This is a genomic window from Rubripirellula obstinata (assembly GCF_001642955.1).
Classification (GTDB): domain Bacteria; phylum Planctomycetota; class Planctomycetia; order Pirellulales; family Pirellulaceae; genus Rubripirellula; species Rubripirellula obstinata.
Map to the genome: position 1 here is coordinate 222,941 of NZ_LWSK01000001.1, position 26,804 is coordinate 249,744.

Annotated in this window: 12 protein-coding genes; 11 read left to right on the forward strand and 1 reads right to left on the reverse strand. The window is 54.4% G+C overall.

The features are described from left to right. The first annotated feature begins 570 nt into the window (after positions 1-570). The 10 genes from RC85_RS00950 (at position 571) to RC85_RS00995 (ending at position 19,585) form a co-directional block, all read left to right on the forward strand. Positions 571-1,560 (forward strand): AAA family ATPase, encoded by a 990-nt coding sequence (locus RC85_RS00950; RefSeq protein ID WP_235033508.1) that lies wholly within the window; start codon positions 571-573, stop codon positions 1,558-1,560. Between the two features lie 235 nt (positions 1,561-1,795). Beyond that, positions 1,796-2,746 (forward strand): DUF58 domain-containing protein, encoded by a 951-nt coding sequence (locus RC85_RS00955; RefSeq protein WP_068258013.1) that lies wholly within the window; start codon positions 1,796-1,798, stop codon positions 2,744-2,746. Then, entirely contained in the window at positions 2,743-5,226 is a 2,484-nt protein-coding gene (locus RC85_RS00960; RefSeq protein WP_068257979.1) for a BatA domain-containing protein, read from the forward strand. The genes RC85_RS00955 and RC85_RS00960 overlap by 4 nt, the downstream gene beginning before the upstream one ends. Positions 5,227-5,492: 266 nt before the next feature. Continuing rightward, positions 5,493-9,236 (forward strand): efflux RND transporter permease subunit, encoded by a 3,744-nt coding sequence (locus RC85_RS00965; protein WP_068257980.1) that lies wholly within the window; start codon positions 5,493-5,495, stop codon positions 9,234-9,236. A 316-nt stretch (positions 9,237-9,552) separates the two neighbouring features. Further along, the gene (locus RC85_RS00970) at positions 9,553-10,140 is read left to right on the forward strand and encodes a hypothetical protein (protein WP_068257981.1); all 588 of its coding nucleotides are present in this window, start codon (positions 9,553-9,555) and stop codon (positions 10,138-10,140) included. Positions 10,141-10,255: 115 nt separating this feature from the next. Continuing rightward, positions 10,256-10,843 (forward strand): hypothetical protein, encoded by a 588-nt coding sequence (locus RC85_RS00975; RefSeq protein WP_149752925.1) that lies wholly within the window; start codon positions 10,256-10,258, stop codon positions 10,841-10,843. A 385-nt stretch (positions 10,844-11,228) separates the two neighbouring features. After that, complete coding sequence (locus tag RC85_RS00980; protein ID WP_149752926.1) at positions 11,229-12,563, forward strand: BBP7 family outer membrane beta-barrel protein; 1,335 nt, start codon at positions 11,229-11,231, stop codon at positions 12,561-12,563. 79 nt (positions 12,564-12,642) lie between these two features. Beyond that, positions 12,643-15,540: an AsmA-like C-terminal region-containing protein gene (locus tag RC85_RS00985; protein ID WP_068258015.1), complete on the forward strand. Its 2,898-nt coding sequence runs from the start codon at positions 12,643-12,645 to the stop codon at positions 15,538-15,540. Between the two features lie 450 nt (positions 15,541-15,990). Beyond that, positions 15,991-17,127, forward strand: a complete 1,137-nt coding sequence (locus RC85_RS00990) for a polysaccharide biosynthesis/export family protein (RefSeq protein WP_068258016.1) — start codon at positions 15,991-15,993, stop codon at positions 17,125-17,127. A gap of 319 nt (positions 17,128-17,446) precedes the next feature. After that, on the forward strand, positions 17,447-19,585 hold the full coding sequence (locus tag RC85_RS00995; RefSeq protein ID WP_338060558.1) for a SulP family inorganic anion transporter: 2,139 nt from the start codon (positions 17,447-17,449) through the stop codon (positions 19,583-19,585). Between the two features lie 245 nt (positions 19,586-19,830). On the opposite strand, the gene RC85_RS01000 is transcribed toward RC85_RS00995, so the two are convergent. Continuing rightward, complete coding sequence (locus tag RC85_RS01000) at positions 19,831-20,301, reverse strand: PA2169 family four-helix-bundle protein (RefSeq protein WP_068257983.1); 471 nt, start codon at positions 20,299-20,301, stop codon at positions 19,831-19,833. Between the two features lie 655 nt (positions 20,302-20,956). Between RC85_RS01000 and RC85_RS01005 the strand changes: the two genes are divergently transcribed. Beyond that, positions 20,957-26,602, forward strand: a complete 5,646-nt coding sequence (locus RC85_RS01005) for a PAS domain S-box protein (protein WP_068257984.1) — start codon at positions 20,957-20,959, stop codon at positions 26,600-26,602. Positions 26,603-26,804: the final 202 nt, after the last annotated feature.

Genomic DNA, 26,804 nt, shown 5'->3' on the forward strand with positions numbered 1-26,804 from the left:
GGCGAAGGCTAGGAGGAATAGGGCGACAGCGCCGAAGATGCGACAGCGTTTGGCCTGGTGCGTCAGCCAACGCCGTGAAGGGTTTCTAAATTGTTTAACCGCGTGGGCATCGCCCCGCGCGTCGCGCTGGCCCCGAACGCGCGGGGCGATGCCCAACGCGGCTAAACGAACTAACACGTGTTTTGCGGGACCAAAACTCTTCACGGCCTGGGGCGTCAGCCCCAGGACTTTTGAACCGTTCGCGTCATTAGCCCCTAAGGGACGATAGCACTGCAACACTTGGCTTTGTGTCGCCCCTTCAGGGCTTGGGTCCGGGTTCGTTTCGGTCCTGGGGCTGACGCCCCAGGCTAGGTGCTGCCGCCACTTCGTGGCTAAAGACGTCACAGCGCCATCGATTCGCCTGCATGTTATCATTCCGTCTTTCCAACAAAGGACTGTAATCTTTTCATCATGACCGGCACTCCTCCACCTCCACCACCGACGTCGCCCAATTCTGGGCCCAATCCAACGCCTGATTCGGCCACAACCGATTCAGCGACAACTGGGGGGCCGGCACGCAACCTTGGTGACGTGCTGCGCGAATTTGCCGACCACCAACAGACCATGCGCAGCGAATTGGGCAAGGTCATTGTTGGGCAACATGACACGATCGAGCAACTGCTGGCTGCGATTTTTACCCGCGGTCACGTCTTACTTGAAGGCGTCCCGGGGCTGGCCAAGACGCTGATGGTCAGCACGCTGGCCAATATCATGGACGTTTCCTTCAAGCGAATTCAGTTTACCCCCGACCTGATGCCGTCGGACATCACCGGTACCCAGGTTTTGGAAGAAGACGAATCCGGTAAACGCAGTTTTCGTTTTGTCGAAGGCCCGATCTTCACCAACATCCTGTTGGCGGACGAGATCAACCGAACGCCGCCAAAAACGCAAGCCGCACTTTTGGAAGCGATGCAGGAACGGCAGGTCACGGTCGGTAACGATACCAAACCGCTGCCGTCACCGTTTTTCACGATCGCGACACAAAACCCGATTGAACAGGAAGGCACCTATCCGTTGCCCGAAGCTCAATTGGACCGTTTCATGTTCAACATCAAAGTCGGCTATCCAACCGCAGCCGAAGAAGAACAAATTCTCACCGCGACCACCCGCGGCGAAACGCCGTCGGTCAACAAAGTTTTATCGTCACGCGCGATTTTGAACATTCAAAAGTTGGTCGGCAGTGTCGCGGTCAACCCGTACGTGATTCGTTACGTTTCGCGTTTAGTTCGAGCGACACGTCCAGCCGACGAATCCGCGCCCCAGTACATTCGCGATTTGGTCGATTGGGGTGCCGGACCGCGTGCGGGTCAGAACCTAATCGCCGGTGCCAAAGCGATTGCAGCGATGGATGGACGGTTCAGCATCGATCCCGACGACGTCAAGCGAATCGCAAAACCGGTGCTACGTCACCGCGTCGCAACCAATTTTCAATCGCAAGCCGAAGGCATGAGCACCGATGATATCGTCGATCGATTGATTGAAGAGATTAAGCCACCCGAACCCGAGAAGATGAAGGGGTAGGAATGGCTGAATTACTTTTCGTTGCGTTCCCAAAACACTCACTTAATTTTAGCCGCGAAGCGGCGACAGCACGTCCCAAAGTTAGATTCGCTGTCGCCCCTCCGGGGCTTCGGTTTCGGTTTTGTATCATTCCTGGGGCTGCCGCCCCAGGCTAAGTGCTGTCGTGCCTCCGGCACTGAAATGCCTTGCCTTCGACGCGGCGAAAACGCGACGTCGGCACTACCCTAATTGTCCCATCGCCACGCTCCTTTCCCCCGAATCGCTTCAGCAAATCAAACGGTTGGACCTTCGTGCGCGGATGGTGGTGCGTGGGTTCTTGCAGGGCTTGCACAGCAGTCCCTTCCAAGGCTTTTCGGTCCAGTTCAGTGAGCACCGGCGTTACAACCGCGGCGATGACCCGCGACTGATCGATTGGTTGGTCTACGCCAAGACGGATAAGTATTACACCAAACGATTTGAATCGGAAACAAACCTGACCGGTTACCTGGTCATGGATTTGTCGAAGTCGATGGGCTTCACTCAATCGCAATCGATGACCAAGTTTGAATACTGCACCTGCTTGGCCGCAGCGCTGACCTACTTGATGACGATGCAGCAAGATCCGGTTGGGCTGATCACGTTCGACGAAAAGATGAAGGCTGTTTTGCCCGCACGAAGTCGCCGCGGACATCTCGGTGACGTCATGGCTCAGCTTTCACGGTTGGAACCGACCGGCCGGACCGATCTGCCCGCGTCGCTGATGCAGTTAGCCGCGATGCTGAAACAACATTCGCTAGTGATGCTGTTTTCTGATCTGTTGCCCAGTATTCATATGAGTAACAGTGTTAATTCGAGTAACAGTACCGTTTCCGGTGACGAAGCCGGTGGCTTGGACGACGTTGTGTCCGCACTGGCTCGGCTTCGTCACGGTGGCAACGATGTGATTGTTTTTCATGTGATGGACGAAGCCGAAGTCAACTTTCCTTACGACGGCCCCGTTCAATTTGAAGATTCCGAAACCGGACAAACCGTTTCCGTCGATGCTGGTGGTTTTCGCGAGGACTACCTGAAACAGATCGAAGAATTTCGTGATAGCTATCGCGCCGCGTGCAGCAACCTGCAAGTGGACTACGTGCCGCTTGACACCAGTATGCCGTTTGACACGGCGCTGACCGAGTACTTGATTCAGCGTCAGCGAAGCGGATGAGTTTTTTAAACGCCACTTTAATTCTGGGGACGTTGGCGGCCGTCGTGCCGGTGGTGTTGCACCTGATCGCCCGGCGCGAACCCAAGAAGGTCACGTTCCCTTCGATCGCGTTCCTGACCAAACGTTTTGAGTCCAACCGCAGCCGGTTGCGGGTCCGACGTTGGTGGTTGTTGGCGATGCGAATTTTGGCCATCGCTGCATTGGCGCTAGCGTTGGCCCGGCCTGCGATTCACCAATCGTTATCGGTCACTTGGTTGTCGATTGGGTTGATCGCGGCGGCCGGGATTGCGTTGTTGATCATGGCGACGATCGCAATTGTGCAAGACAAGTCACGTGCGATTCGCTACGGATTGGCCGGCAGCGCGGCGGTGTTGATGTTGGGATCGATGTTGTGGGGCGTGGTCACGTTCGCGTCAGGCCCTTCGGTTGCCATCGACGATTCTGGGCCGATCGCCATCGCGATTGTCGTTGACAATTCATTGACATCAGGATGGAAAACCGCCAACGATAATCGCACCGAGCGAATGATTGACGTGGCCTCGGGCGTGATTGCCAAGTTGCCGCGAACCAGCCGGATTGCCGTGTTGGATCGGTCCGCCACGCCCGCTTCGTTTTCGCTTGATGTTGCCGGTGCGCTGTCGAAGTTGGAATCGACTGAGCCGACATCGCTGCCAAGGTCCATCGTATCGCGTTTGCAATCGGCGACTCAGTTGGTGCAAGGCAGCGAGTTGGAAAACCGTCACGTGCTGGTGCTGACCGATTTGGCAAACAGCACCTGGGATGACCCCAATCTGGAAACGCTGCTTTCCAAACAGTTGAGCGAAACCGCAAACGAGTCAAAGCCAGTTTCGCTAACCGTTTTTGACACCGGTGAATTCCGCGGAGTCAATCGTTCGCTGACGTCGATGCGTTTGGCTGATCCAACGCCGCCCGCAAATTCACCGATGTCCATCAGCGTGACACTCGACTCGAAAAGTTTTGGCGACGATTCTGACACCGTCGCCGATTCAGTCACGGTCGAAGCGCAACTGTACCAAACCGAATCAGGGTTGCCGGTGGTTCGTGATGGTGACGTGGTTTATCCGCCACTGACCAGCGTGGACCGAACGACCGCCGAAATCACTGCCGGTGCCGCCAGCGAATTGTTGTTCACGATTCCGGGGTTGCCGGTTGGGACGCACCACGGACGTTTACGAATCGTTGGCGAAGACGCGATGGCGGCCGACGATGAACGGTACTTTTCGATCGCGGTGCTGCCGCCGTCTTCGGTGTTGATTGTTAGTGGTGATGAAGAGGATGCGGGCAAAGAAGCCAAGGTAATCGAAGACGCGATCACAGCGTCGGTTAGCGCTGGCACGGAGGCGGGGATAGAATTCATGACCGAGCGAATTGGGTACGGCGATTTGCCGGTCGCGCGGTTGTCGGACTACGACGCCGTCGCGATGCTGGATCCGCCCAGTGAATCGCTTTCCGATCCCGCGATCGCAAACTACTTGGCCAGCGGTGGCGGAGTCTTGGTGGCGCTTGGTCCGTCGGCGAATCAGAACGCGGAAACGCGAAACGCTGATGATTCCGCGTGGCTGCCGTTACTGATCCGGCGATGGCGAGTACCAGAACCGGGCACGTTTTTCCAAATCACCGATGCGATGCACCCGGCGACGGAATCACTCGGCGGAGATACGCCGTGGAACGATTTTGCGGTGACTCAGTACTGGCAAGTCGAACCGACCGTGCGGGACACCGTGCTGTTTCGTTTTGCCGGAACAGAACATCCAGCGATGCTGGCCCGCGAAAGCGTCAATCCAGAATCCGCTGCGGTTGGTCGAACGCTGATTTTGACGACGCCGCTTCCCGCATTGGCAAACAAAACGCGGTCGTGGAATCGGCTGTTCGGAATCGATCCTTGGCCGGCTTGGTTGTTGACGCGTCAAAGCATCGACTACTTAACTGGACGGCAATCAAGAGAAATGATGACGATGGTGGGAACGCCGTGGACGCAATCGTTGGAACGTGATGCTGAACGGTCGAGCGAAAACAAGCTCTCTAAAAGCAGCGGAATCCGTTTGCAAATTTTCGCTCCCGACGGATCCCCGCCGATCCCAGTGGAAGCAGAAACAGTGGAAGCAGAAACGGTGGAAGCAAAAAATGCCGACCCTCGTTCGGGGGAATCATCGCAATCGATCACCGTCGCCGACACTCGGTCGCCTGGCGTCTATTGGATCAAAGGTGGCCCGTCGGGGACTGGGTTCTCAGCAAATTTGTCCGACGATGCGATTGAATTGGACCGGATTGATCGAAGCAAGCTGGATCAATGGTTGGGCAGCGATGGTTGGGTTTACGCGACCGAGCCAGATCAAATCACGTTGACCAGCCAGCAATCGAGCCAGCGAATTTCGTTGACTTCGCCAGCAATGCTGTTGGCTCTGTTGGTGTTTTTGCTCGAACAGGTGCTGGGAAATCGCTTCTATCGCTCAAAATAGAATGCGAACCGTTGCGATAAATTGGATCTGAACCACCGATTCGCCTGTCTGCACACCCGGCTACAATACGAACCGTCAAAGTCACCGCCAGTGCTACGATCGGCTGACCACAATGATCCGATCAAGCCTCATGGGCCTCATTGACGTGGACCACTTGGCCGGCGAGCGTTAATCTGACATCCGTCTAGTTGGCGACCACTCGACTGAACACGCAACGACTTCCGCCAAAGCGACTCCGTATTCCTCTTTCAGGTTCAACGTCACGCATGTCAAAAACCCCTCTGCTCGAGCGACGAAGCCCGCTGAGGATGTCGTATGCGCTGTTGATTTTGATTGCGTTTTTCTTCCTGTTACCGTCAGCGTTTCGCGCTGCTCGATTGAGTCTCGGTGAGAAAGAAAACGACGTCAAAGATTGGTTGCCCGCCGACTTTGCCGAAACCGCTGAACTGGAATGGTTCGCTCAACACTTTGCCGGCGAGGCGTTTGTGTTGGCGACGTGGGAGGGCTGCACTTCGGAAGACCAGCGTTTGAAACTGCTGTCAACCAAGTTGCGACATGAATCCGAAGAGTACGATCCCAGCAAGACGCTTTCGCCTGAATTGACCAAGACCTTTCGCCGTGCTCGCGAAACAGCGAAAGAGTTGGGGTTGCTGTTGGCCAGCGAAGATCTAAACAACTGGGGCGGTCAGAACGAAAAGTGGTTGCGCAGTGCCGATGGTCAGTGGTACTACATCAAGCCCGATGGCGGCCTGTATCGTTGGGATGAACCGCTCAATGCGCCTTTGGCAACGATCCGCAAAATCAAACGAGCACGCGGCACATACGAACTGACCGGCACGTTGGTTACCGCTTTTGGAACCGAGCCCGATGGCAAGGCGAATTCGCCGATGGCGAATCCGTTTTACAATGATCCGTCGTTGCTGACGGCACCGTTGTTTGAAACCGTTCAGACGGGTTATGACATCGTCGAGGAATTGGCACGTGAAGGTGGGCCGCTGTGGCCGATCGACATGACCGATCCAGCGAAACGGCCAATCGTGGCACGTCGTTTGGCGATGGAACGATTGACAGGAATGCTGTTCGCGCCTGCGGTGCCAAAAGATTTTGATTGGACGCCATCAGCGTTCGCGAAAACGCTCGACCAAGATCGACGTGCGGGTCTAAGTGAAGATTTTGATTTTGTCGTGTCCAGTCGTGTTCAGCAAATTGTTGATCGTGACTTTGATGGATCGCTCGAAAAACTGGCTGCTGCACCGGATGAAGATCAGGCACACGCCTGGTACGAAGTTTGGGACGCGGCGAAGGCGGAACCGCCGCCACGTTTGAGTTGCGTGTTGGTGACGCTGACCGATTTGGCGAAAGACAATTTGGTTTACGCGATCGGCCGGGGCGTTCTGGGGCAACCTCGCGGGCGTTTGCTGCAACTCGCCGATCAATCCGGCGTCTATGCTGCTCGTCCACCCGCGTTGGCTCCGCCGCCGTTCAACAAAGAACCCCCTGTTGCGACGGCCACCATGCCCGCACTTCGCATGGGCGGACCGACGGTTGATAACATGGCGATCGACGAAGAAGGTTCCGTCACGCTGGTCCGTTTGGTTGGCTACAGCGTCTTGCTTGGCATCGTTCTGTCGTATCTATGTTTCCGGAGCGTTAAGATCACGTTGATGATTTTTATCGTCGGTGGTTCGGCGGCAATGTTGTCGATGGCAATGGTGTGGTGGACCGGCGGTCGTGTCGATGCGATTCTGATGAGCATGCCGTCGTTGGTTTACGTGCTGGGTCTGTCCGGTGCGATCCATGTGATCAATTACTACCGCGACGAAGTTCGCGCACGAGGCCAAGCCGGCGCTGCGGGCCGCGCTCTCAAACACGCCGCACTGCCATGTGCGTTGGCATCGTTCACGACTGCGATTGGTCTGATATCGCTGTTTACCAGTAACCTAAAACCGATTTCAGGATTTGGGCTCTACAGCGCGATCGGAGTTCTATCGACGCTGGGGATTCTGTTCTCCTACTTGCCTGCGGCTCTGGCGACTTTTCAGCCCAAAGTTGACGGCGCGCCCGACCCGGAAAAGATTGATCCGACCAAGCCGCGGGTCGAAAGCCGATTGAGTGATTGGTGGGCCGGCGTGGGACGAGTGATTGCACATCACAATGGGATCGTGACCGTTGGTTGTTTGTTGTTCTTTGTCGGCTGCGGCATCGGCATGAAGCAGATCAAAACTTCGGTTCAACTGCTGGAATTGTTTGATCCCGGCGCTCGCATCATTCGCGATTATGCGTGGATGGAAGACCATTTTGGCAAGCTGGTTCCGATGGAAGTGGTCGTGCGAATGCCGACCAAAATTCAAGCAGAAGATTCCAACGCTGATCTATCGTCACTATCGATGCTGGAACGTGTCGAAGCGGTCTCACGGATTCGCAAAGTCGTACACCGTGCGCTTGGCCAACCGGGACAAGGTGTTGTCGGACAGGCGACCGCCGCTGATACGTTCTTGCCAGACTTACCCGAACCCAGCAACGGATACAGCCCCGTGCGGGCGAAGTTTAATCGTGATCTGGTCGCTGCTAGTGATCAACTGCGCGATAACGATTACCTGAGAATCGAAAAGACGGGCAAGTTCCAAGACAGTGAATTGTGGCGAATTAGTTTGCGAGTCGCCGCGCTTTCCGACGTCGATTATGGGCAATTCATTTCGACGCTGCGTGATTCGGTTAGCCCCGTTTTGAGTGCCTATCAAACGCGAGGCGAAGTGCTGGATGCTTTGATCAAAGATGGCAAGCTGGACAGCGGGGCAAAGCTAATGATCGTCGGTTCGGGAAAACCTGAATCGTTGGCGGAGGTTCCGTTGGTTAAGGATGACGGAACAACGTTGATCAGTCGAAATGCCTACCTGGCAACGCTGGGCGAATTGCTGGCCAACGAACGTATCGAAACACCACGTTGGCTGAACTTGCCACCCGAAAAGGTTTCAGCGTTGGTGACCGGTGATCGCTGGCAAAAGTTGCTCGACAGTTTTGATGCAGTGTTGTGGCTCGGTGGTGAAGGCTATGCAAAAGAGAACTTTCAGTTTGCCGGAAAGTTGATTGACGCACGCGGCGCAGAATCTCGCGTCACCCCGCCGATGTTGCTGCCCGATCGTGTGCCAACGGTGGAAGGCGACCCGCCGATTCAAGCGATCTACACTGGCGTGATTCCGGTGGTCTATAAGGCTCAGCGAACCCTGTTGACCAGCTTGGCGGATTCGATTGCATTGGCTTTCGTTTTGATCGCGATTGTGATGTTTGTTTTGCTGAACCCCGGTATCGGATCAACCGCATGGTTCCAGCCTCGAAACATCCTTTATGGCGTGGCTGCCGGTTCGGTGTCGATGATTCCCAACATTTTCCCGGTCGTGATTGTGTTTGGCTTGATGTGTCACATGGGGCTGGAAATTGACATCGGCACGATGATGACAGCGTCGGTTGCGATGGGCGTGGCGGTGGACGACACCATCCACTATCTATCGTGGTTTCGTGACAACCTGGACAGCGGCAAGTCGCGTGTTGATTCGGTGATTGAAACCTATCGACGTGTTGGTCCAGCGATGACTCAAACGACCATCGTCGGCGGCCTTGGTTTATTCGTGTTCGCACTTTCAACCTTCACGCCGACTCAGCGTTTTGGAACGTTGATGTTGGTCATGTTGATCGCAGCGCTCGTGGGTGACTTGATCCTGTTGCCCGCTCTGCTGGCTGGTCCGCTAGGACGTTTCTTCAAGCCTCGCACCAAGTCACAAAGCACTGACGCAAGTGGCAACGCGATCAACATGAATGGCTCGGTTGAATCACACGTGAACCAGCCATCGCCCTCCGTTGAATCGCCCTCCGTTGCATCGCAGCCTGTTGAATCGGCGGCTGTCAAAGATTCAGACACGAATGTAGCGATGGACACATCAGCGGTTCCGCATTTGAAAGTTCATTTCCCGGAACAGCGAAGAGACGCTGGGCATCCAGTCCGCCGCAAGTAGCGGACTTGGAAACGAGCGAGGAGTAATTGTCGCCTTTCGCTCCGCGAAAGTAGCGAATTCGCTGCTTTCGCGGAGCGAAAGGCGACTATGAAAAGTCGCACGTTCCGCAGTACCTGAGAGTGCGGCAACTTTGGTTGCTCTGCGTTGTCCAGCGTCGCTCTCTGGCACGTCTATTTGTTTTTTGTCGCCCAGGATCCGTTTATTGAATAGATCAAGGTGAATTTAGTGGCGTAAAGTATTCGCTGGCAGAGGTTACACGGAGGTTTCCTCGATTCATGCAAGCCAGCGGTGTTTCACGCATTAATGGAGTCGCTCGATGATCACGTTGACGAATCGTTTCAACTCACGTTTCGATAACCAAATCCAAGATTGGGAGCGTCGAGCATTCGTACCGCTCGACGAAACAGCCGCATACGAAAGACTTGATGCGTTCTTTGTCAGAGAGTCTGCTCGCCGGGCCCTTACGAAGACGTCAGGAATTGAGGACGTTGACTTACTCGACGCGTTAATTGACGCTGGGTTTGATGAAGAAACGTTGCCAGCGCTGCAGCTTGTTCCGATCGCGTTTGCAGCATGGGCTAGCGATTCCGTCACCGACCAGGAAAGTCGAGCAGCGGTGTGGTCGATTTATGAGTTTCGACTCTTCGAATACCCCGAAGCCGCATCTCGCGTGCAGAGGTGGCTTGACGTGCGACCTGAACAAGAACTTTGGGATTTGTGGTTGGCGTACACGCAATCCCGACTCGAAAACACTCCCGACACGATCCGGCAAGTCTCTGGAAATCAATTGCTGGAACAGGCAACCGCCGTGGCAATCGCCTCCGGCGGCATGATGGGCATCGGCACCGTTTGCGAGGCGGAGCAAGATGTTCTCGATGGCATCCGAAACGCTTATCGCGTTTGAAATAAGAAGGTGGTAGAGACCGGGAAACCGTGTGAGTCGTTTTGCGGCTTTCGTGGTCACTGCTGGTCAAGTTCAGTTGCGTTTACCGACACCAAATTCATTACGGAGAAAAAAGATGGTTGCCTTTAACTCATTGAAGCGAAAAGTTCAAAGACTCGAAGACCTGCATTGCTTGAAAGCTGAGGCTCAACTGCGGAGCGAATTGCTGCGATCACTTCAGTGTGAAAAAGCAAAGCAAGAACTTGCCGAAACGGTTTGCACGGACGACGCCAGCCTTTTAGATCGCTTGTTGAAGCATGGTTTCACCGCAGAAAACTTGCCTGCGATATCGGTTTTGCCGATCGCCTTGGTCGCTTGGGGCAGCGGCTATGTGACGGATGAAGAGAGGATCGCAGCGATGAATGCGATTTATGATTCCGAACTTTCCGGCAATCAAGCTGCGATCCAAAAATTCCAATCGTGGCTCGATTCACGCCCCAACCCAGAATTACTGGTGCTGTGGGCAGAATACCTGAAATGTCGAATCAAGAATTCGGGACGGGGAATGCAGCCCGATCATTTTGAACGGATGATTCGCTTGGCCAGCCAAGTCGCACTGGCGTCCGGAGGCATTCTTGGGTTTGGTGCAATTTGCGCAGGCGAACAAACCGTCCTCGATCAAATTCGCGCTCTCTCGCAATGCACCTCCGATTTATCGGCCTGACCTTCGCGATCGATGAACGATCCAAATCCTAGAAAGGATTTTAAAACGACCTGCCCGTAGCTGATCCCGCCAGGGTTCAGTCGAGTTTGATCCGGTCGTGGACTGAACCCCGACCGGATCAGCTACGTTTGAAAACACCTCTCTTTAGGGAAGTTTTTTCGTAGGCCGTAGCGAGTAAAGCGAGTTACGGCATCCTTCTGCACCGCTGCCGTAACTCGTTTTACTCGCTACGGCCTACTTTTGGACTCAACTTGGTTAGCGTGTCTGCGGCGCTATCCCAAACTTCTTCTATTGACGGCAACTTGCTGCTCTTGCGAGTGTCCCGGTTGAAACGTCCGAATTCTTGATTCAATTCGGGAAAATAGTCGATATTTGGAGACTTCCGTTGATTCCGCGTCTATCTCATCGCTTCGTTTGCTTCCTGGTTGCCATTGCCCTCGGCTTGGTCGCTCTGGAACAGCGGGCTGTATTTGCCCAGAATGGCGGCGTTGCGCTTGTACCGCTGGCGATTGGTGGTAGCTCGGATCCTTACGGAAATGTCGCTCCCGCGGGACGCTGGTTTTCTGGCGGAGCGCTCGGGCAACTTCGACAAAACGGTGGCAACTTTATGCCGGGGTCTTACCTGCCCAGCCCCATGGTTTTGTCCGAACGACTCTGGCTTCGTGCCGAGTACATGCACTGGTGGACCGAAGGAATGGAACTGCCGCCGTTGGTGACGACCAGTCCCGCTGGAACACCCCAAGCCGATGCGGCAGTCCTTGGCGAACCCGGCACCAGCGTTCTGTTTGGTAACGGACGCATCAATGACGATTCAGTGAGCGGGATTCGTTTCAAGACTGGTTTTTGGCTGACGCCGCAGGGAACCTTTGCCATCGAGGCCGAGTATTTTGAATTCCTGGGCGATCAAGACGATGGTTTTCGTGGTGGCGGAGGCAGCCAAATCGTTGGCCGCCCACTGTTCGATCCGTCGCGAGGAATCGAAACGGCTCAGTTGATCGACTTTGATGGTCGAGTGAGCGGGACGCTTGGAATTCAATCATCCAGCGATCTGCGATCATTCTTGGTCAACGGACGTGTTGCACTTTGTCCAACAGGAGCTTGCAATGCCAACGGACTGGTCGATCGAACAGATTGGATTATCGGTTATCGATACTTGGACTTAGATGAATCGCTAAGTTTCAACGAAAACCTGACATCTGAAGTTGCAAACGTTCCGGGAACGGTGGTCAATTCGGAAGCCTTCCGAACTCGAAACGAATTTCATGGACTCCAACTTGGCATCGTGCATCAAGCACAATTCAAGCGAGCCTACTTGGAATCGATGCTGCGAGTCGCGGTGGGAAACAATTCACAGCGGGCACAAATCAGCGGCAACACTCAAATTACCGAAAACGGCGTGACCGATTCCTTTGGCGGAGCTGTCTACGCACAGCGGTCCAACATCGGAGTCTATGACCGTGAACAACTGACGATGATCCCCGAACTTGGATTGACCTTGGGGATTCGCGTTACCGATTGGTTAGACGCGACCGTCGGGTATACTGCGATGTACTATCCCAATGTGATTCGGCCTGGCAACCAGATCGACAGCGATGTCAACACGAACCTGTTTCCACCAGAGACGGATCCATTTGTCGGTCCACTGCGTCCACAATTCCGATTTATCGAAAGCGATTATCTCGCTCATGGTTTGACGTTGGGTGCAGAACTTCGTTTCTAGCCAATTCCTTTATCGCATGCGCGAAACTTCGTTTTATCGACCGCTATCGCCTTGGTGTTTTGCGATTGCATCGGCGCTAATGATGTGGACTTCCGTTGCGGAAGGTCAAAATCAGGCACCGCCAGCGGGACCGCGTTACTGGACGACCCAGTGGGCACTCGACGACGTCGATGTTGGCAAACTCACCCGGCGATTAGGTGCGATCGGAATCGACACCGGTTTGGACTTGGCTGGCAAAGTATCGGTCAAATTGGAAGTCGGCATTCCCACCACTTCGCTTCGCGACGCCGCCGCGTATCGATTCGATGGAGTGTTGACGAGTCCGACGCTAGAAATCGATGGGATCCAGCTAAAGGATTTTCGCACCGCGGTTGTCTATCGCGACGGTGTCGCAACGCTGAAAGATCTGAGCTCGAAATACATCGATCGTGAAAACGACAGCGATCTTATCGGTGAAATTGAAGGCAGCGGCTCGGCCGAACTCGTGCCGCGTGGCGAAGTGACCGCAGAAGCCCGTTTTAAAAAGCTCTCACTGGCACCCGTTTCTGACATCGTCGCGAAACTCTATCGACGGACTGCGACCGAGCAATTACCCCAATCTGGCGATTTTTCAGGCGAGGTAAAGTTCAACGTTCCGCTAGACACAGTAAAGAACATCGCGACCTATCAGTTGGAAGGGAAATTTTCCGGCCGCGGTTTGAAAGTTGCCGGATTGCCAGCAGCGAACTTTGATGCCGACCAGGTCCGAATCGAACAACAAGTTTTGCGAGTGGATTCATTCACGTTGACGACCGCGCCGGCCAAGGGTTTTCGCAACGCGATTCGCTTGTTTGGCAATGCAGCGATCCCTCTTTCGGGAACCGGCGAGTTCCAGTTCCGGGTTGCTGGCGACGACGTTCCGGTTGACGCAATCTCTGGCTTGCTGGCGAAAACAAAGGCGGATGGGAAGATCGATTTCCGGCTGGTTGGCAAAGGAAAGATCGAGGCTGAACTAGAAACGTCAGCCTGGAAAGTCGAGGGAGCGATCGCGTCACCTGGGCTAAGCGTTGCCGGCGTCGATCTAGGAGTTTTGGAGCACGACATCTCGTGGACACCCACCACGTTCGGCATCATTGCAAAACGGGATTTGGCTGACTTACCAAAGTCGTTTCGGCTGGAAAAATTGCAATGTGACTATGCGATCGACGCACAACGATTGAAGATCGATCGCATCAACGCTTCGCTGTTCGGTGGTCAAGTCAATGGATCCGCTGCGATTCCTTTGGATTCAGATGGCGAACTGTCCGCGAAGATCAAGATTGAAAACGTTCGCCCAACAATTCAGCTAACTCAAGCTGGATTTGCGAGCGAATTTTCGGCGATGATTTCAGCAAAACTGGATTGGCAAGTTCCAGTCAACGCGATCGACAAGCCAGTCGCCCATCAGGGGCGTGCAACTTTAAAACTCGACGAAATCACACTCGGGGGTGAAAAAGTTGGCGAGCTGAAGGCAACTGCATCCGCGACTGCGGGAGACTTGACGCTCCGGGGCAACGGGACGCTTTTCGACGGCGACCTCTCGATTGATACAGTCGCCAATTTGCAAGCGGCAGATCGCTGGTCAGACGTCAGCAAGCGAATCGCCAAGACGGAATTGGAATTCGACGGTGTTTCCCTATCCCGATTATTCGCCCTGGTACCAGAAGTTCAAACCGATCTGACTGGAACTGCTTCGGGAAAGATATCGATCATCGATTGGGGGCAAGAGGGCGGAATTGACCAGCATCTACCCAATGCTGATGTCGTTCTGGAACTCAAAAGAGTGAGTCATCGATCGCGTTTGCTCTCGCGATCGATTCGCTTGGTAGCCAAACTTCGTCGAGATATTCTTGGGATCGATTCGTGGGTCGGGGACTACGCGGGTGGCACCGCACGTGCGAACGGACGCGTGTACTTGGTCGATGCAAACGATCGAATTCACCCTCGCGCTGATTTGAGATTATCGGCCAACCGCGTTGACCTTCAGCGCGGCCTTTGGTTCTTGGGCGACACTGCCGAAAACTTTCAAGGACTTGGTTCGATGACGGCGACCATGGCCGGGGTCGGAGAATCGATTCGGATTCGCGGCAGTGTGGATGGACGCGAATTGGCGTTTTATGGATTGTCGTTGGGTTCGGCTCATAGCGGGCTTGCGGCGGATGCCAACATCGATCGACTTCAATGGAGTCTGCGTTTCCCGTCGGTCAGGTCTCGTCAGGGCGGTGGCCAAGTCGAGGGTGAACTTGCGATTTCGTCAGGCCGCCGTGGCGGTCGAGGGATTGATTTGGCCAGTCGGTGGCGAACTCGTCGGGTCAAACTTTCGCAATTGGCGAAGCAACTTGGACAAGCAAACACGCCGGCGCAAGGTGAGATTACTGGCAATCTATCGCTCGGCGGAAAATCGGTCCGCACCGTGGACGATTTGGCTGGGCGATTCAAGTTTCAACTAGCACAAACTCGCGGCGCGGCAATTCCCGGGCTGGTTGGCGTTTCTCGTTTTCTGGGCCCGGTTTCCTTGGTCGGACAAACCTTTGACGTCGGCGCGGTCGAAGGGGTGATCGGCAGCGGCGCGGTGGTCATCGATGAGTTTTGGTTGGGATCAGATATCGCACTGATTCAAGCTGATGGAAAGGTTTTTCTTCGCAGCGGCCGAATGGACCTGAACGCTTTGATCGCGACAGGCGACTACCGAGACATTGCCGTGAACTTTTCTCAACTGGCCAGGCGGTACGCGCTGCGTTCGCTGTTACCGACCTCCGCTATCTTGAGCGTCTCTGAGTTGTTGCGAGATCGAACCGTGGTCGTTCGAGTGATGGGGCGAGTGAACAGTCCGATCATTCGGTTGCAACCGATCGAGACGTTTCGCGAAGAAGCGGCAAGGTTTCTGTTGCGAGAAGGTCAACGTCTGATCGTGGCAGGCATCACGGCAGAGGCCGCTAGCAGTTTGGGTTCGCAGTAAGTTCGTAGCTGATCTGAGCCAGCCATCTAACTCAGCACTCAACCGTTTAACCGCGTTGGCATCGCCCCGCGCGTCCACGCGGAACGAAACGCGCGGGGCGATGCCTGGGCTGATGAAAATCATTGCAACGCAGCAAATTGGGCAAGCTGCACCATGGCAGACAACACAAACTGGAACGCTGTGAAGCATTGTGGCAACGGCACATTTTCCTGATCGCCAGCATGTAGGCCGTAGCGAGCCATAGCGAGTTACGGCAATTTGCGCAACGCCGTAACTCGCTATGGCTCGCTACGGCCTACTAATTCAATCAGGCGAGTTTCACGGCGATTCCGATTGTACGGATTTTTCGGATCGAATCACGTGTTAGTTTAGAACAGCGCTGCATGCACGCGTTGTGCCGATTGTTCCTATGGGATCAATCTAAATGACATGGGGAAAACGATGAATCGCATGGGTGATTTGACTGGTTACAACATTCGCTCGACCGTCTTGGGACTGGGGATGGTTGCTTGCTTGGTGACGCTTAGCGGATGTAGCACGCTTGGACTTTCGCTGTATCCGTCCGGTGCGACATTGACTGACCAAGCCGAGGCGGTGCTGGAAGCTTCTCGGATACCGACCAACATCGCTCGTGAAAACGCGAAAACTGTTTTGCCGCCACACGCATTGGAACCGGGCGACTCGATCCTGATCGAACCGGTTAGCCTGGAACGTGACCTGCGTTTGCCCGCCGACCAAGTCGTTTTGGCCGATGGCACCGTTGACCTTGGGCCGTATGGACGGGTCATCGTTGCGGGTAACCATTTGGAACAAGCCGAGTCGCTGATCGAACAACAGATCGCGTTCCAGATTCGACAACAACGCGAATCATGCAAACAGTTCGCCAGCGAAGAGGACCGCGAAGCCATCGATGCCGATTCTCTGCCGGACGGATGCGATGCGATTGCGGTCAACGTGCGAATGCTGGAACCGGTTCATCGCTTTTACGTGCTCGGCGAAGTCAACGCACCGGGGGCTTACCCGTTGTCAGGTTACGAAACTGTTTTGGACGCCATCGTGACGGCCGGTGGCCTGACCAGTGCGGCGAATCCTTGCAAGATCTTGCTCGCTAGGCCCACCGATCCCTGCGAGTGCCGCGTGACGCTGCCGGTGTGCTATCGCGAGATTGTGCAGATGGGCAACAGCGGTTCAAACTATCAACTTCAACCCGGCGATCGCGTTTTTGTTTCGTCACGATCTTGCATGGACGAGCTGTTGTTCTGGCGTGCCAGCGAAACCTGCGATCGATGCTCGGGTTGCAATCGAGCTTGCTGCGATCCGGCTTCCGTTGCAGCTAATCCAATGGCGGGTGTCGTCAATACAATGATCCCGCCCGGCAGCACAGGTTGGTTGCGACTGTCCAATGATCCGCTACGCCCCAACGACTTGATCGAACCGACGCAAGCACCACCGACGCAAGCACCACCGATGGTCAGCGAGACAAATGAATCGCTAAACCTAGGCGACTATCTCGAACAGAATTCGGATGGAAGCAGTTCGGGATCGTCACCAGCGGATTCCGACGTCGACGGGGAACTCGATTTCTGATCGCGAAAGATGCGATGGTCATGGGCCACGATGCCGGAATTTCACCAAATTCACGGAGTCAACGTAGTAGAACCTTGCGGCTAAAACTCCGTGGCTAAAAATTCGGTGCCACTGAATCAGTTTTTCGTCGGTTCTGTGTTGGCAAGCTCCACTACAAATTCGCCACCTATTGTTAACGCGATGTTTAGCCTCGCTAGTTTTCGGGTGGAGAAGAGAGCCCGAAGTATTTCAAACGGTCAAACGAAATCTCGATTTGGCGATATTGTGCTCACGACCAGCGGCTCAGTTTGCGGTGAGTTAGCGATATGAAATCGCATGCGTGGATCGATCATTGGACGATTTCTTGTTCAGCTCGTTTCGATCGATCGGCCTCGGTGGTGGTTTGTATTGCCAGACCGGTGTACTTTCGCGGCGGAACGACACCGATCCATCAAGCTCCTGGACCATCGTCGCTGCGTTTTCAACCAAGGATTCTGAACAAGTGGCCACCGTACCGACCCAACCCGACGAAGCGCCTCGTGGAGATGCGAGTGGATTCACGCGATACATGAAGCAAGACCTGGTTTCCGGGTTGCTGGTTTCTTTGATCGCACTGCCACTCTGCTTGGGAATTTCACTTGCCTGTGGCTACCCGCCCATCGCTGGAATCTTCACCGCGATCATCGGTTCCATCCTGTGTACGTTTCTTAGCAACAGCGAGCTAACGATCAAAGGTCCAGCGGCTGGGTTGATCGTCATTGTTGTCGGTTGCATTGAGGACTTTGGCGGCAATGGAATGACGGGTGGTTGGATGGATGCTGACATGACCGCCTACAAAGCAGCACTTGCCGTCGGTGTTGCCGCGGCCGTTCTACAGATTCTGTTTGGCTTTTTTCGTGCTGGAATCCTGGGTGAGTTTTTTCCAACCGCCGCAGTCCATGGAATGCTGGCCGCGATCGGAATCATCATCATGATTAAGCAGTTTCCGGTGGCCTTGGGTGTGATCGGTGCTGGTGGTGAACCGCTGGAAATGTTGAGAGAGATTCCGCGTTACTTGGCGGAAGCCAACCCGGCGATTGCGTCAATCGGAATCGTGAGTCTGGCGATTATGTTTGCTTGGCCTTTGGTTCGAGATCGCGTTTCGTTTCTAAAACCGATCCCCGCTCCCCTGGTCGTCTTGTTGGTCGCGGTTCCGATGGGAATGGGATTTGACTTGCTGCATGCCCACCCCTATTCCCTTGCTGATCACGAATATCAGTTGGGAGAGCAGTACCTTGTCAAAATGCCCGATCGTGTTTTCGGCATGTTCGACGACATCACGTTCCCTGAGTTCTCGGCATTGCAACAGCCCAAGGCATGGAAGTGGGTGACGATGTTCTTTCTAATCGGAACGCTTGAATCGTTGCTGAGTGCCAAAGCGGTGGACTTGCTGGATCCTTGGAAACGCAAAACGAATATGAACCGCGACATCGTCGCAGTGGGTGTCGCGAACTTAGCCGCATCCAGCCTTGGCGGTCTGCCAATGATTTCCGAAATCGTTCGCTCCAAAGCTAACATTGACAACGGAGCCCGGACCCGTTTCGCCGACATGTGGCACGGAATCTTTCTGTTGCTTTGCGTCGCATTGATTCCAACCGTCTTGCACCGAATTCCACTTGCGGCATTGGCCGCCATGCTCGTCTACACCGGCTTTCGATTGTCACACCCCAGCGAATTCTTGCACGTCTGGCGAATTGGCAAAGAACAACTGGCAATTTTCGTCACCACCGTGGTAGTGGTTTTGGCAACAGACTTGCTGATTGGCGTTGCTGCCGGAGTCATTCTGAAAATGATCATTCACGCTTCCAACGGCATGCCCTTGAAAAGCATGTTCAAGCCATTTTTGGAAATCCAGGATGTGAATAAGAATACCAGCATGATCGTAGCCAAAGAGTCAGCGGTGTTTAGCAACTGGATTCCATTTCGTCGCCAGATCGAGCAGGTCGGATTGGTGCAAAAACGCAACCTGATTGTTGACCTGTCCGGCACAAAGTTGGTGGACCATAGCGTGATTGAAAAGCTGAAAGAGATGGAACGCGACTTCCAACAAGAGGGTTTGGAATTTGAGGTTCGCGGGCTGGATTCCTTGCAACCTTTGGCTGGTGGTTCCCATGCGGCTCGAAAAGTAGGGCTCACAAAATTGCAACGAATCACGGTGGTGACTGAACCGTCTTTGGAAGACAGACTGATCAGGGAAATCGTTGAATTCGGGATTTCAGGTTACACATCGACGCCTTGCTCGGGTGCGGGGCGACGTCAAATCGCCGACGGCCACGAACGTTCGCCGCGAGTCCGAATCGAAGTCATTGCGTCAGCCAGTAGTGCGAAAATGGTCATCGACTTCCTACGCCGCGAAATTTTAGACGAGCATCGTATCACGGTATGCGTCGAAACCGTCAGTGTCTTCCGCGCGGATGATTTCTGCGACTCGTTAAAATAACGTGGAACAGAATTCATTCGATTTGAATTGAAAGGTGTTCTGCTAGGTCGGCCGAAACTCTTGGCGAGTTTCGCTACGGGGGAATCAGCCAATCCATAAGTAATTTATTAGCTGTAACCGACTGAACCCTGGCGGGCCCAGATGCGAAAGATTTCGCCAAAGACGGAACTTGTTTCAGGACAGTTCCTTCGGGGAACCTTGGGCGCAATCGAGTGTCAGCGGCCGGCAGTCTTCACAGGCCTCAACTAGCTATTTTTGTACGTATCGCGAAGATGACGGACTTTGTCGTGGCCGGCTTTTACGGCGGCATACTGTTCGGTCAGGACATCGTTCATCGCGCTGTTGGCGGTCTCTTTGAGAACATCTTCGTACGCTGCCCTGATGTAGTCCTCGCCACGTTCGGCTTCAATTAGCAAGACGTACGGGTCGCCGCCGTTGATCTTGCTGCGAATGTTGATCCAGATTCGGTGTGTTTTGGCGGCCACGCTGCCATCGTCTTCGGCATCTTCGCCGTTGAATTCAATGAACTTTTGCAACTCGCTAGCCATTGCCGATCGCTGATCACCGATCTCTTTGAACAACACGGTCAGTTGTACGTCGTCGATTTCTTCGGCCGACTTGTGGAAGCCGTTGTACGAGTCGATGTTGGCTCGAATCAGCTTTTGCAGCTTGGCGATCGTGGCGTCATTCAGGTCAGTTTTGGTTTCAAGAGTCATGACGGTTTCTGTTGATTGGAGAAACGCAGGGCAGAATTACCAGCGTCGGTCAAACAGGTGAAATGCAAAATGTGTGCCGTTAGATGATCCTACGATTCGCTTCCCGCTGGCCATCAACTCGCTATGATGTTGCTGGATACTGTCGCGTGCCGATTCGGCCGGTCGTTCTTCGACCAACATGACCGGCGACCGCTCAACTTCTAGTGCAGAATCCGTTTCTCGACGCGCGTCATTGGGAGGTCTGCTTGACCCAGGATCGGGCTTGTCATCGAATAAGAAGATGAATACGAAGACGCCAAATGTTTGTGGGGTTTGGAGATTGACGCGATGAATTGGAAAAAAATTCGGAGAGGTTTAACATAGGATGAGTCTCGAGATGACTTCAGGAGGCTGGATTCCCCCAAATCTCAGCCCGAATGCGTAAGCGAGGGATTTCCGGGACAAGCAAGATCCCTCGCTTACGCACTCGGATTGGGAAGTCGGTGAGTTGTTTCGGAACAGTTCCCTAGGCCATCGCTGGCTCGATCAAACGATTGAACACAGTCGGGGCATCCTATCAGTGATGTGCCTATCAGTGATGTGAAAGAACCCATCGAAAATTAGCTCCCGTCGTGGTCGGCGACGAAGTGAAAACAGGTCTGTGGAAAGAAGCACGATGACGCAACCCAAGACACTCCTTGTCGCCGTTGGAGCTTCCGCTGGTGGACTGGAAGCATTTAGCGATTTTTTGTCAGCGATTGGCAATCAACCTGGATTTGCAATCGCGCTGGTTCAACATCTTGACCCGAACAATAAGTCGTTGTTGCCTGATTTGCTTCGCAATCAGACTTCGCTCAACATTGAAGAAGTTGCGCCGCGGAAAAAGATCCAGCCCAACACGGTTTACTTGTGCCCGCCGCGTGGCCGATTGACTGTTCGCAATGACGTGTTGGAGGTTTCGACAGATTCCGGCGACGATGCGGATACCAATGTCATTGACCATTTCTTTCATTCGATCGCCGAAACGCAATCGGAACGCGGCATCGGTATCATCCTGTCGGGCAGCGGCACTGATGGAACCTTGGGCCTAAAGTCGATCAGCGACGCCGGCGGGATGACATTCGCTCAAGACAGCGAATCGGCCAAGTTCGATTCGATGCCTCGCAACGCCGCGACGACCGGTGTTGCCGATCAAGTGATGCCGCCTGCGGAGATCGCGGATGAAGTAAAGAAGTACGTCGGCTATCTTAATGGGCTGGGGCAAGAGCCTGCGAAAAAGAAGTTTGAAGAGCAAATCAAACATGCGATTCCGCGAATTGCCGACGCTTTGTTGGCCGAAACCGGAAACAACTTCAAACACTATAAGGTCAACACGCTGGCGCGACGGATTCAACGTCGGATACAGGTTCTGAAACTCTCCGGCGTGGACGAATACGTCAATTTATTGCATCAGGACAAGAACGAACCACAGCAGTTGTTCCGTGAATTGTTGATCAGCGTGACCGCGTTCTTCCGCGATCCGGATTCGTTCGAGACGTTGGCCGATCAGGTGATCCCGAAGTTGTTTGCCAATCGGCAACCCGGTGCCCCGGTTCGCATTTGGGTACCGGGATGCGCGACGGGCGAAGAAGCGTACACGATTGCGATGCTGTGTCGGGAATACGTCGAACAATCCTGCCGCATTGTTCATCCGAATGACGAACCGTCTGAATCCGAAGCGATGGGGGAAAATTGCTCTACCATGACCTTCCAAGTTTTTGCCAGCGATATTGACGAACGGGCGTTGGGGATCGCTCGCGCGGCCGTCTATCCCGCGGGGATTTCAGATCATGTGTCCGAAGAACGACTCCAAAGATTCTTTATTAAAAAAGGCAATCGCTATCACGTCAAGCAACAGATTCGCGAGTGCGTTTTGTTTTCTTCGCACAACTTGATTAGCGACCCGCCGTATTCTCGCCAAGATTTGATCTCGTGTCGCAACTTGCTGATTTACCTTGGGCCGCATCTGCAAAAGAAGCTGATTCCGTTGTTCCATTACGCGCTGCGTCCGAGCGGTTATTTGTTGCTTGGGCCAAGCGAGAGCATTTCGTCGCATGGCGAACTGTTTCGCAGCATCGACAGCAAGCACCGCATCAGCCAACGAAAGGGAACCGCGATCGCCCGCAACACCGCGTTGACACTTCGCGCGGGAAACAATGAATTGACTCAGTCGCCCGACGTTTCAGCGATGGACGATGACAAAACCGATGCAGTGCAGATCATGCAGCGCATTATCTTGGACGAATTCGCGCCCAAGGCCGTTGTGGTTGACGAAGACGGACAAGTGATCTGTTCGTCAGGCGAAATGCACAAGTATTTATCGACCGGCGAAGGCGCCTTCCAGAACAACCTGGTCAAAATGGCGCGGCGAGGAATGCGGATCGGGCTGCGGGCGACGTTTAGCGAAGCGAAAGCAAAACGACGACGGATTACTCATGAAAATTTATCCGTGCAAACCGATGAAGGCAAACAACGGGTGATGATCACGATCCAGCCGATGATGCGGTTGGGGGAAGATTCGGGTCTGTTCATCGTCGTCTTCCACGATGTGGGGCTGCCGATCCAAAGTGGTAACGGAATTCGCCAAGACATTCGGCCAGACGAGGCGGAGGAATCAAATGTCTTGACGACTTCCGCTACCAATGACGACTTGATGATCAACCAGCTTGAATTGGAACTTTCGACGACCCGGAATGATCTTGAAAAGACGATGCAGGAAATGGACGCCGCCAACGAGGAGTTGAAATCGTCTAACGAAGAACTGTTGTCGATGAACGAGGAACTGCAATCGGCCAACGAAGAATTAGAAACGTCCAAGGAAGAAATTCGCGCGGGCAGCGACGCAGTCGGACGTGCTAACGCCGACCTGGAAAACCTGCTTCGCAGCACACGGATCGCAACCATCTTTATAGACGACGACGGTTCGATCCGCAGTTTTACTCCGGCCGCGACCGAAATCTACGGACTGATTCCCACCGACGTCGGCCGCCCGCTGGCCCAGATCGTTCCCAATACCGCTTACATGCCGCCGCTGCCCGATCGCGATGCGATTATTGACGATGTCGCTGACGAAGAAACTATCGTCACGCATGGCGGAAAGTCATTCATTCGCCGTGTCTTGCCTTACCAGAACTATTCGGGCGAGCGAGAAGGCATCGTTGTCACGTTTACCGATGTTTCGCAGTTGAAGGAAAGCGAAGAACTGTTTCAATTGCTGGTCGATGCGTCGGCGCAAATTGTATGGATCACCAATGCGGAAGGTTTCGTCGTCGATGATTCGCTGAGCTGGCGAGCGTTCACCGGGCAGACTTACGACCAATGGAAAGGTCACGGATGGCTCGATGCAATTCACCCCGACGATCGCCAGCCGACGATATCGGCTTGGCAGCGAGTCGTTGATACGGGCAGTCAATTGTCGCTGGATTATCGGCTGCGACATCATTCGGGCGATTACCGATGGACGCATGTTCGCGCCGTCGCTCAACGCCACCCTGATGGATCGGTCAGCCGTTGGATCGGCATGAACACCGACATCGATGCTCGTAAACACTATGAACACGAGTTGGCGGATCGCGAAGCCGATTTGCGGCGAGTGATCGACAACACGATCGCGTTCGTCGGTGTGCTGAAGCCTGATGGAACGTTGCGCGAAGCCAATTTGCCGGCGCTAGAGGCCGCAGGACTGAAACGCGAAGACGTTGTCGGCCAAAAGTTTTGGGATCTGTATTGGTGGAGTTTTTCGCCCGCGGTTCAATCACAATTGAAAGCCTTGGTCGCTCGCGCGGCCGCTGGCGAATCGGTGCGGCAAGACATGTCTTATCGAATCGCGGGCGATAGGATCCGCACGCTCGACTTCATGCTAAACCCGGTGGTCGATGACGATGGAAAGGTCACGCATCTGGTGCCATCGGCCATCGACATTCACGATCGCCGGCAAGCGGAAATTGGTTTGGCGGAAGCGAAGGCGCGATTGGAATTGTCGCTGGAGGTTTCCGGCGTGGCGACATGGAACTGGAACATGGAAACCGACGATGTGATCTCCAACCCAGCACTCAATCGGATGTTCGGGTTCGAGCCGGATGAAAAATTGACGCTCGAAAGCTTCGTCCACCAAATGGACGATTCGGTCCGAGCACGCGTCACGGCGGCGATCGAGGACGCGGTTCAAAAAAAGGGCACTTACGACCAGGAATACCCGATCCGATTGCGAAATGGTGAAGTCCGGCATGTTCGCGCGGTCGGGAAAGTCGAAGGTGACGACGAATCGAAGCCCAAGCAGTTCTTTGGTGTCGTATTGGATGTTACCCATCGTAAGAACCGCGAAATCGACATTGCTCAGCGGGAGGCACACCTACGCCGCGTCATCAACAATCAACTCGGCTTGGTCGCCGTCGTCGATCGTGACGGCATGTTGCTGGAAGTCGATGAACGATCGCTTGAAATCGCGCGATCCCGCCGCGAGGATGTGATCGGAAAGCCGTTCGTCGAAGCACCGTGGTGGAACTACGATCCCGCCGTCGCCGATCGGATCCGTACCGCGATGCAGCGTGCTTTCGCGGGTGAATCGGTTCGCTTTGATGTGTCGTGGTTCGCGGACGGAAAAGATGGCGTGATGATCGACTTCATGATTGCGCCGGTATTCGATGACGACGGCGCGGTTGAGTACTTGATTCCGTCGGGGGTGGACATTCGCGAACGGTTCGCGTCCGAACAATCGCTGAAAGAAACGTCGCGGCGGATGGAAATGGCGTTGCGAGCCGGCGGCATGGCGGCATGGGAATGGACGCCGACAGAAAACTTCTGGACCGAACAATTGTACGAATTGTTGGGCATTGATCCGAACCAACCGGCCGATAGCGATCTGTTCTTTTCACTCGTCCACCCCGATGACATCGATCACTTGAAACTGGCTTGGCAAGCCGCCGTCGACGGAAGCGATACTTACGATTGCGAGTTCCGCATCATTCGACCGGATGGACAGGTTCGTTGGATGATGGGCCAAGGCGAAGTGGTCCGTGACAAATCCGGCCAAGTAGTGCGAATGTATGGCGTGAATTGGGATTCAACCAAAGAACACGACCACGCCGCGGCGCTGCTGGACAGCGAACAACGTGCGCAAGCCGCCAGTGCGTCGAAAAGCGAATTTTTGGCCAACATGTCCCACGAAATTCGCACGCCAATGACCGCGATCTTGGGCTATTCGGACTTGTTGCGTGAATTGGTGGACAGCGAGGAAGCCAAACAGCATCTGCAAACGATTCGTCGCAACGGAGATTACTTGCTGGACATCATCAACGACATTTTAGACTTGTCCAAGATCGAAGCCGGAAAGTTCGATGTCCAACGCGAACGCTTTGACCCGACGCGGGTGATCGAGGACGTACGCAGTATCATGGAGGTTCGGGCACACGAAAGTGGGCTGACATTGGAGGTCGAATACCACGGCAAGATGCCACGAATCATTGAATCGGATGCAAAACGTTTGAAGCAGATCTTGATCAACTTAGTTGGCAACGCGATCAAGTTCACGCAAACAGGCCGCGTGCGAGTTCGGACTCGATTTGAAACCGACGCCGACACGTTGCACTTTGACGTCATCGACACCGGCATCGGCATGACCCAGGAACAGCAAGTCCGATTGTTCAAACCGTTTTCGCAAGGCGATTCTAGCGTCACGCGGCACTTCGGCGGCACGGGTTTGGGGCTGGCGATTAGCAAGCGGCTAGCCGAAATGCTGGGCGGCGAAATCACGGTCAGCAGCACGCAAAAAGTCGGCAGCACGTTCACCGTCACAATCGACACCGGGCCGGTCGATGAGGAACTGCTAACGGACCATTCTTTGAATGAAGTGACGAACGCGTCAGAAGGCACAGCCCAGGAAAAACGCTTGGTCAGTCCCAACTTGGTATGTCACATTTTGATCGTTGACGATCGCCGCGACATCCGTTTCTTGAGCAAACGAATCTTGACCAAAGCGGGCGCGACGGTCGACGAATGCGAAGACGGACAGTTGGCCGTCGATCACATTACCGCGGCGATCCAGGCCAAACGGTTGCCCGATTTGATTCTGCTTGACATGCAAATGCCAAACTTGGACGGCTATCAAACCGCCCGCAAACTACGCCAACTTGGCTACGCCAACCCCATCATCGCGCTGACCGCCGACGCGATGCAAGGCGACATGAACGAGTGCTTAGAAGCCGGTTGCAACGATTACCTCAGCAAACCCATCGACGGACCCCGGTTATTACAGCTCGTCAGCGAATTGACAAAACGACCTTAATTAGTGGTCAATCGACCGCTTAGTTCCAGTTTAGCAATTTTCGCGGGTCATCCGGCGAAAAGTGCTAAACTGGAACTAAGGAACGTACGACTTTCGATAGTCGCGTTTCGCTCGGGACGTCGCATCTGTTACTGCACGTTAGGCCCAGAGGGCCGGCAGCTCCCTGCCGGGTGCGCGAGCACCCGGATGGCTGCCCCACATC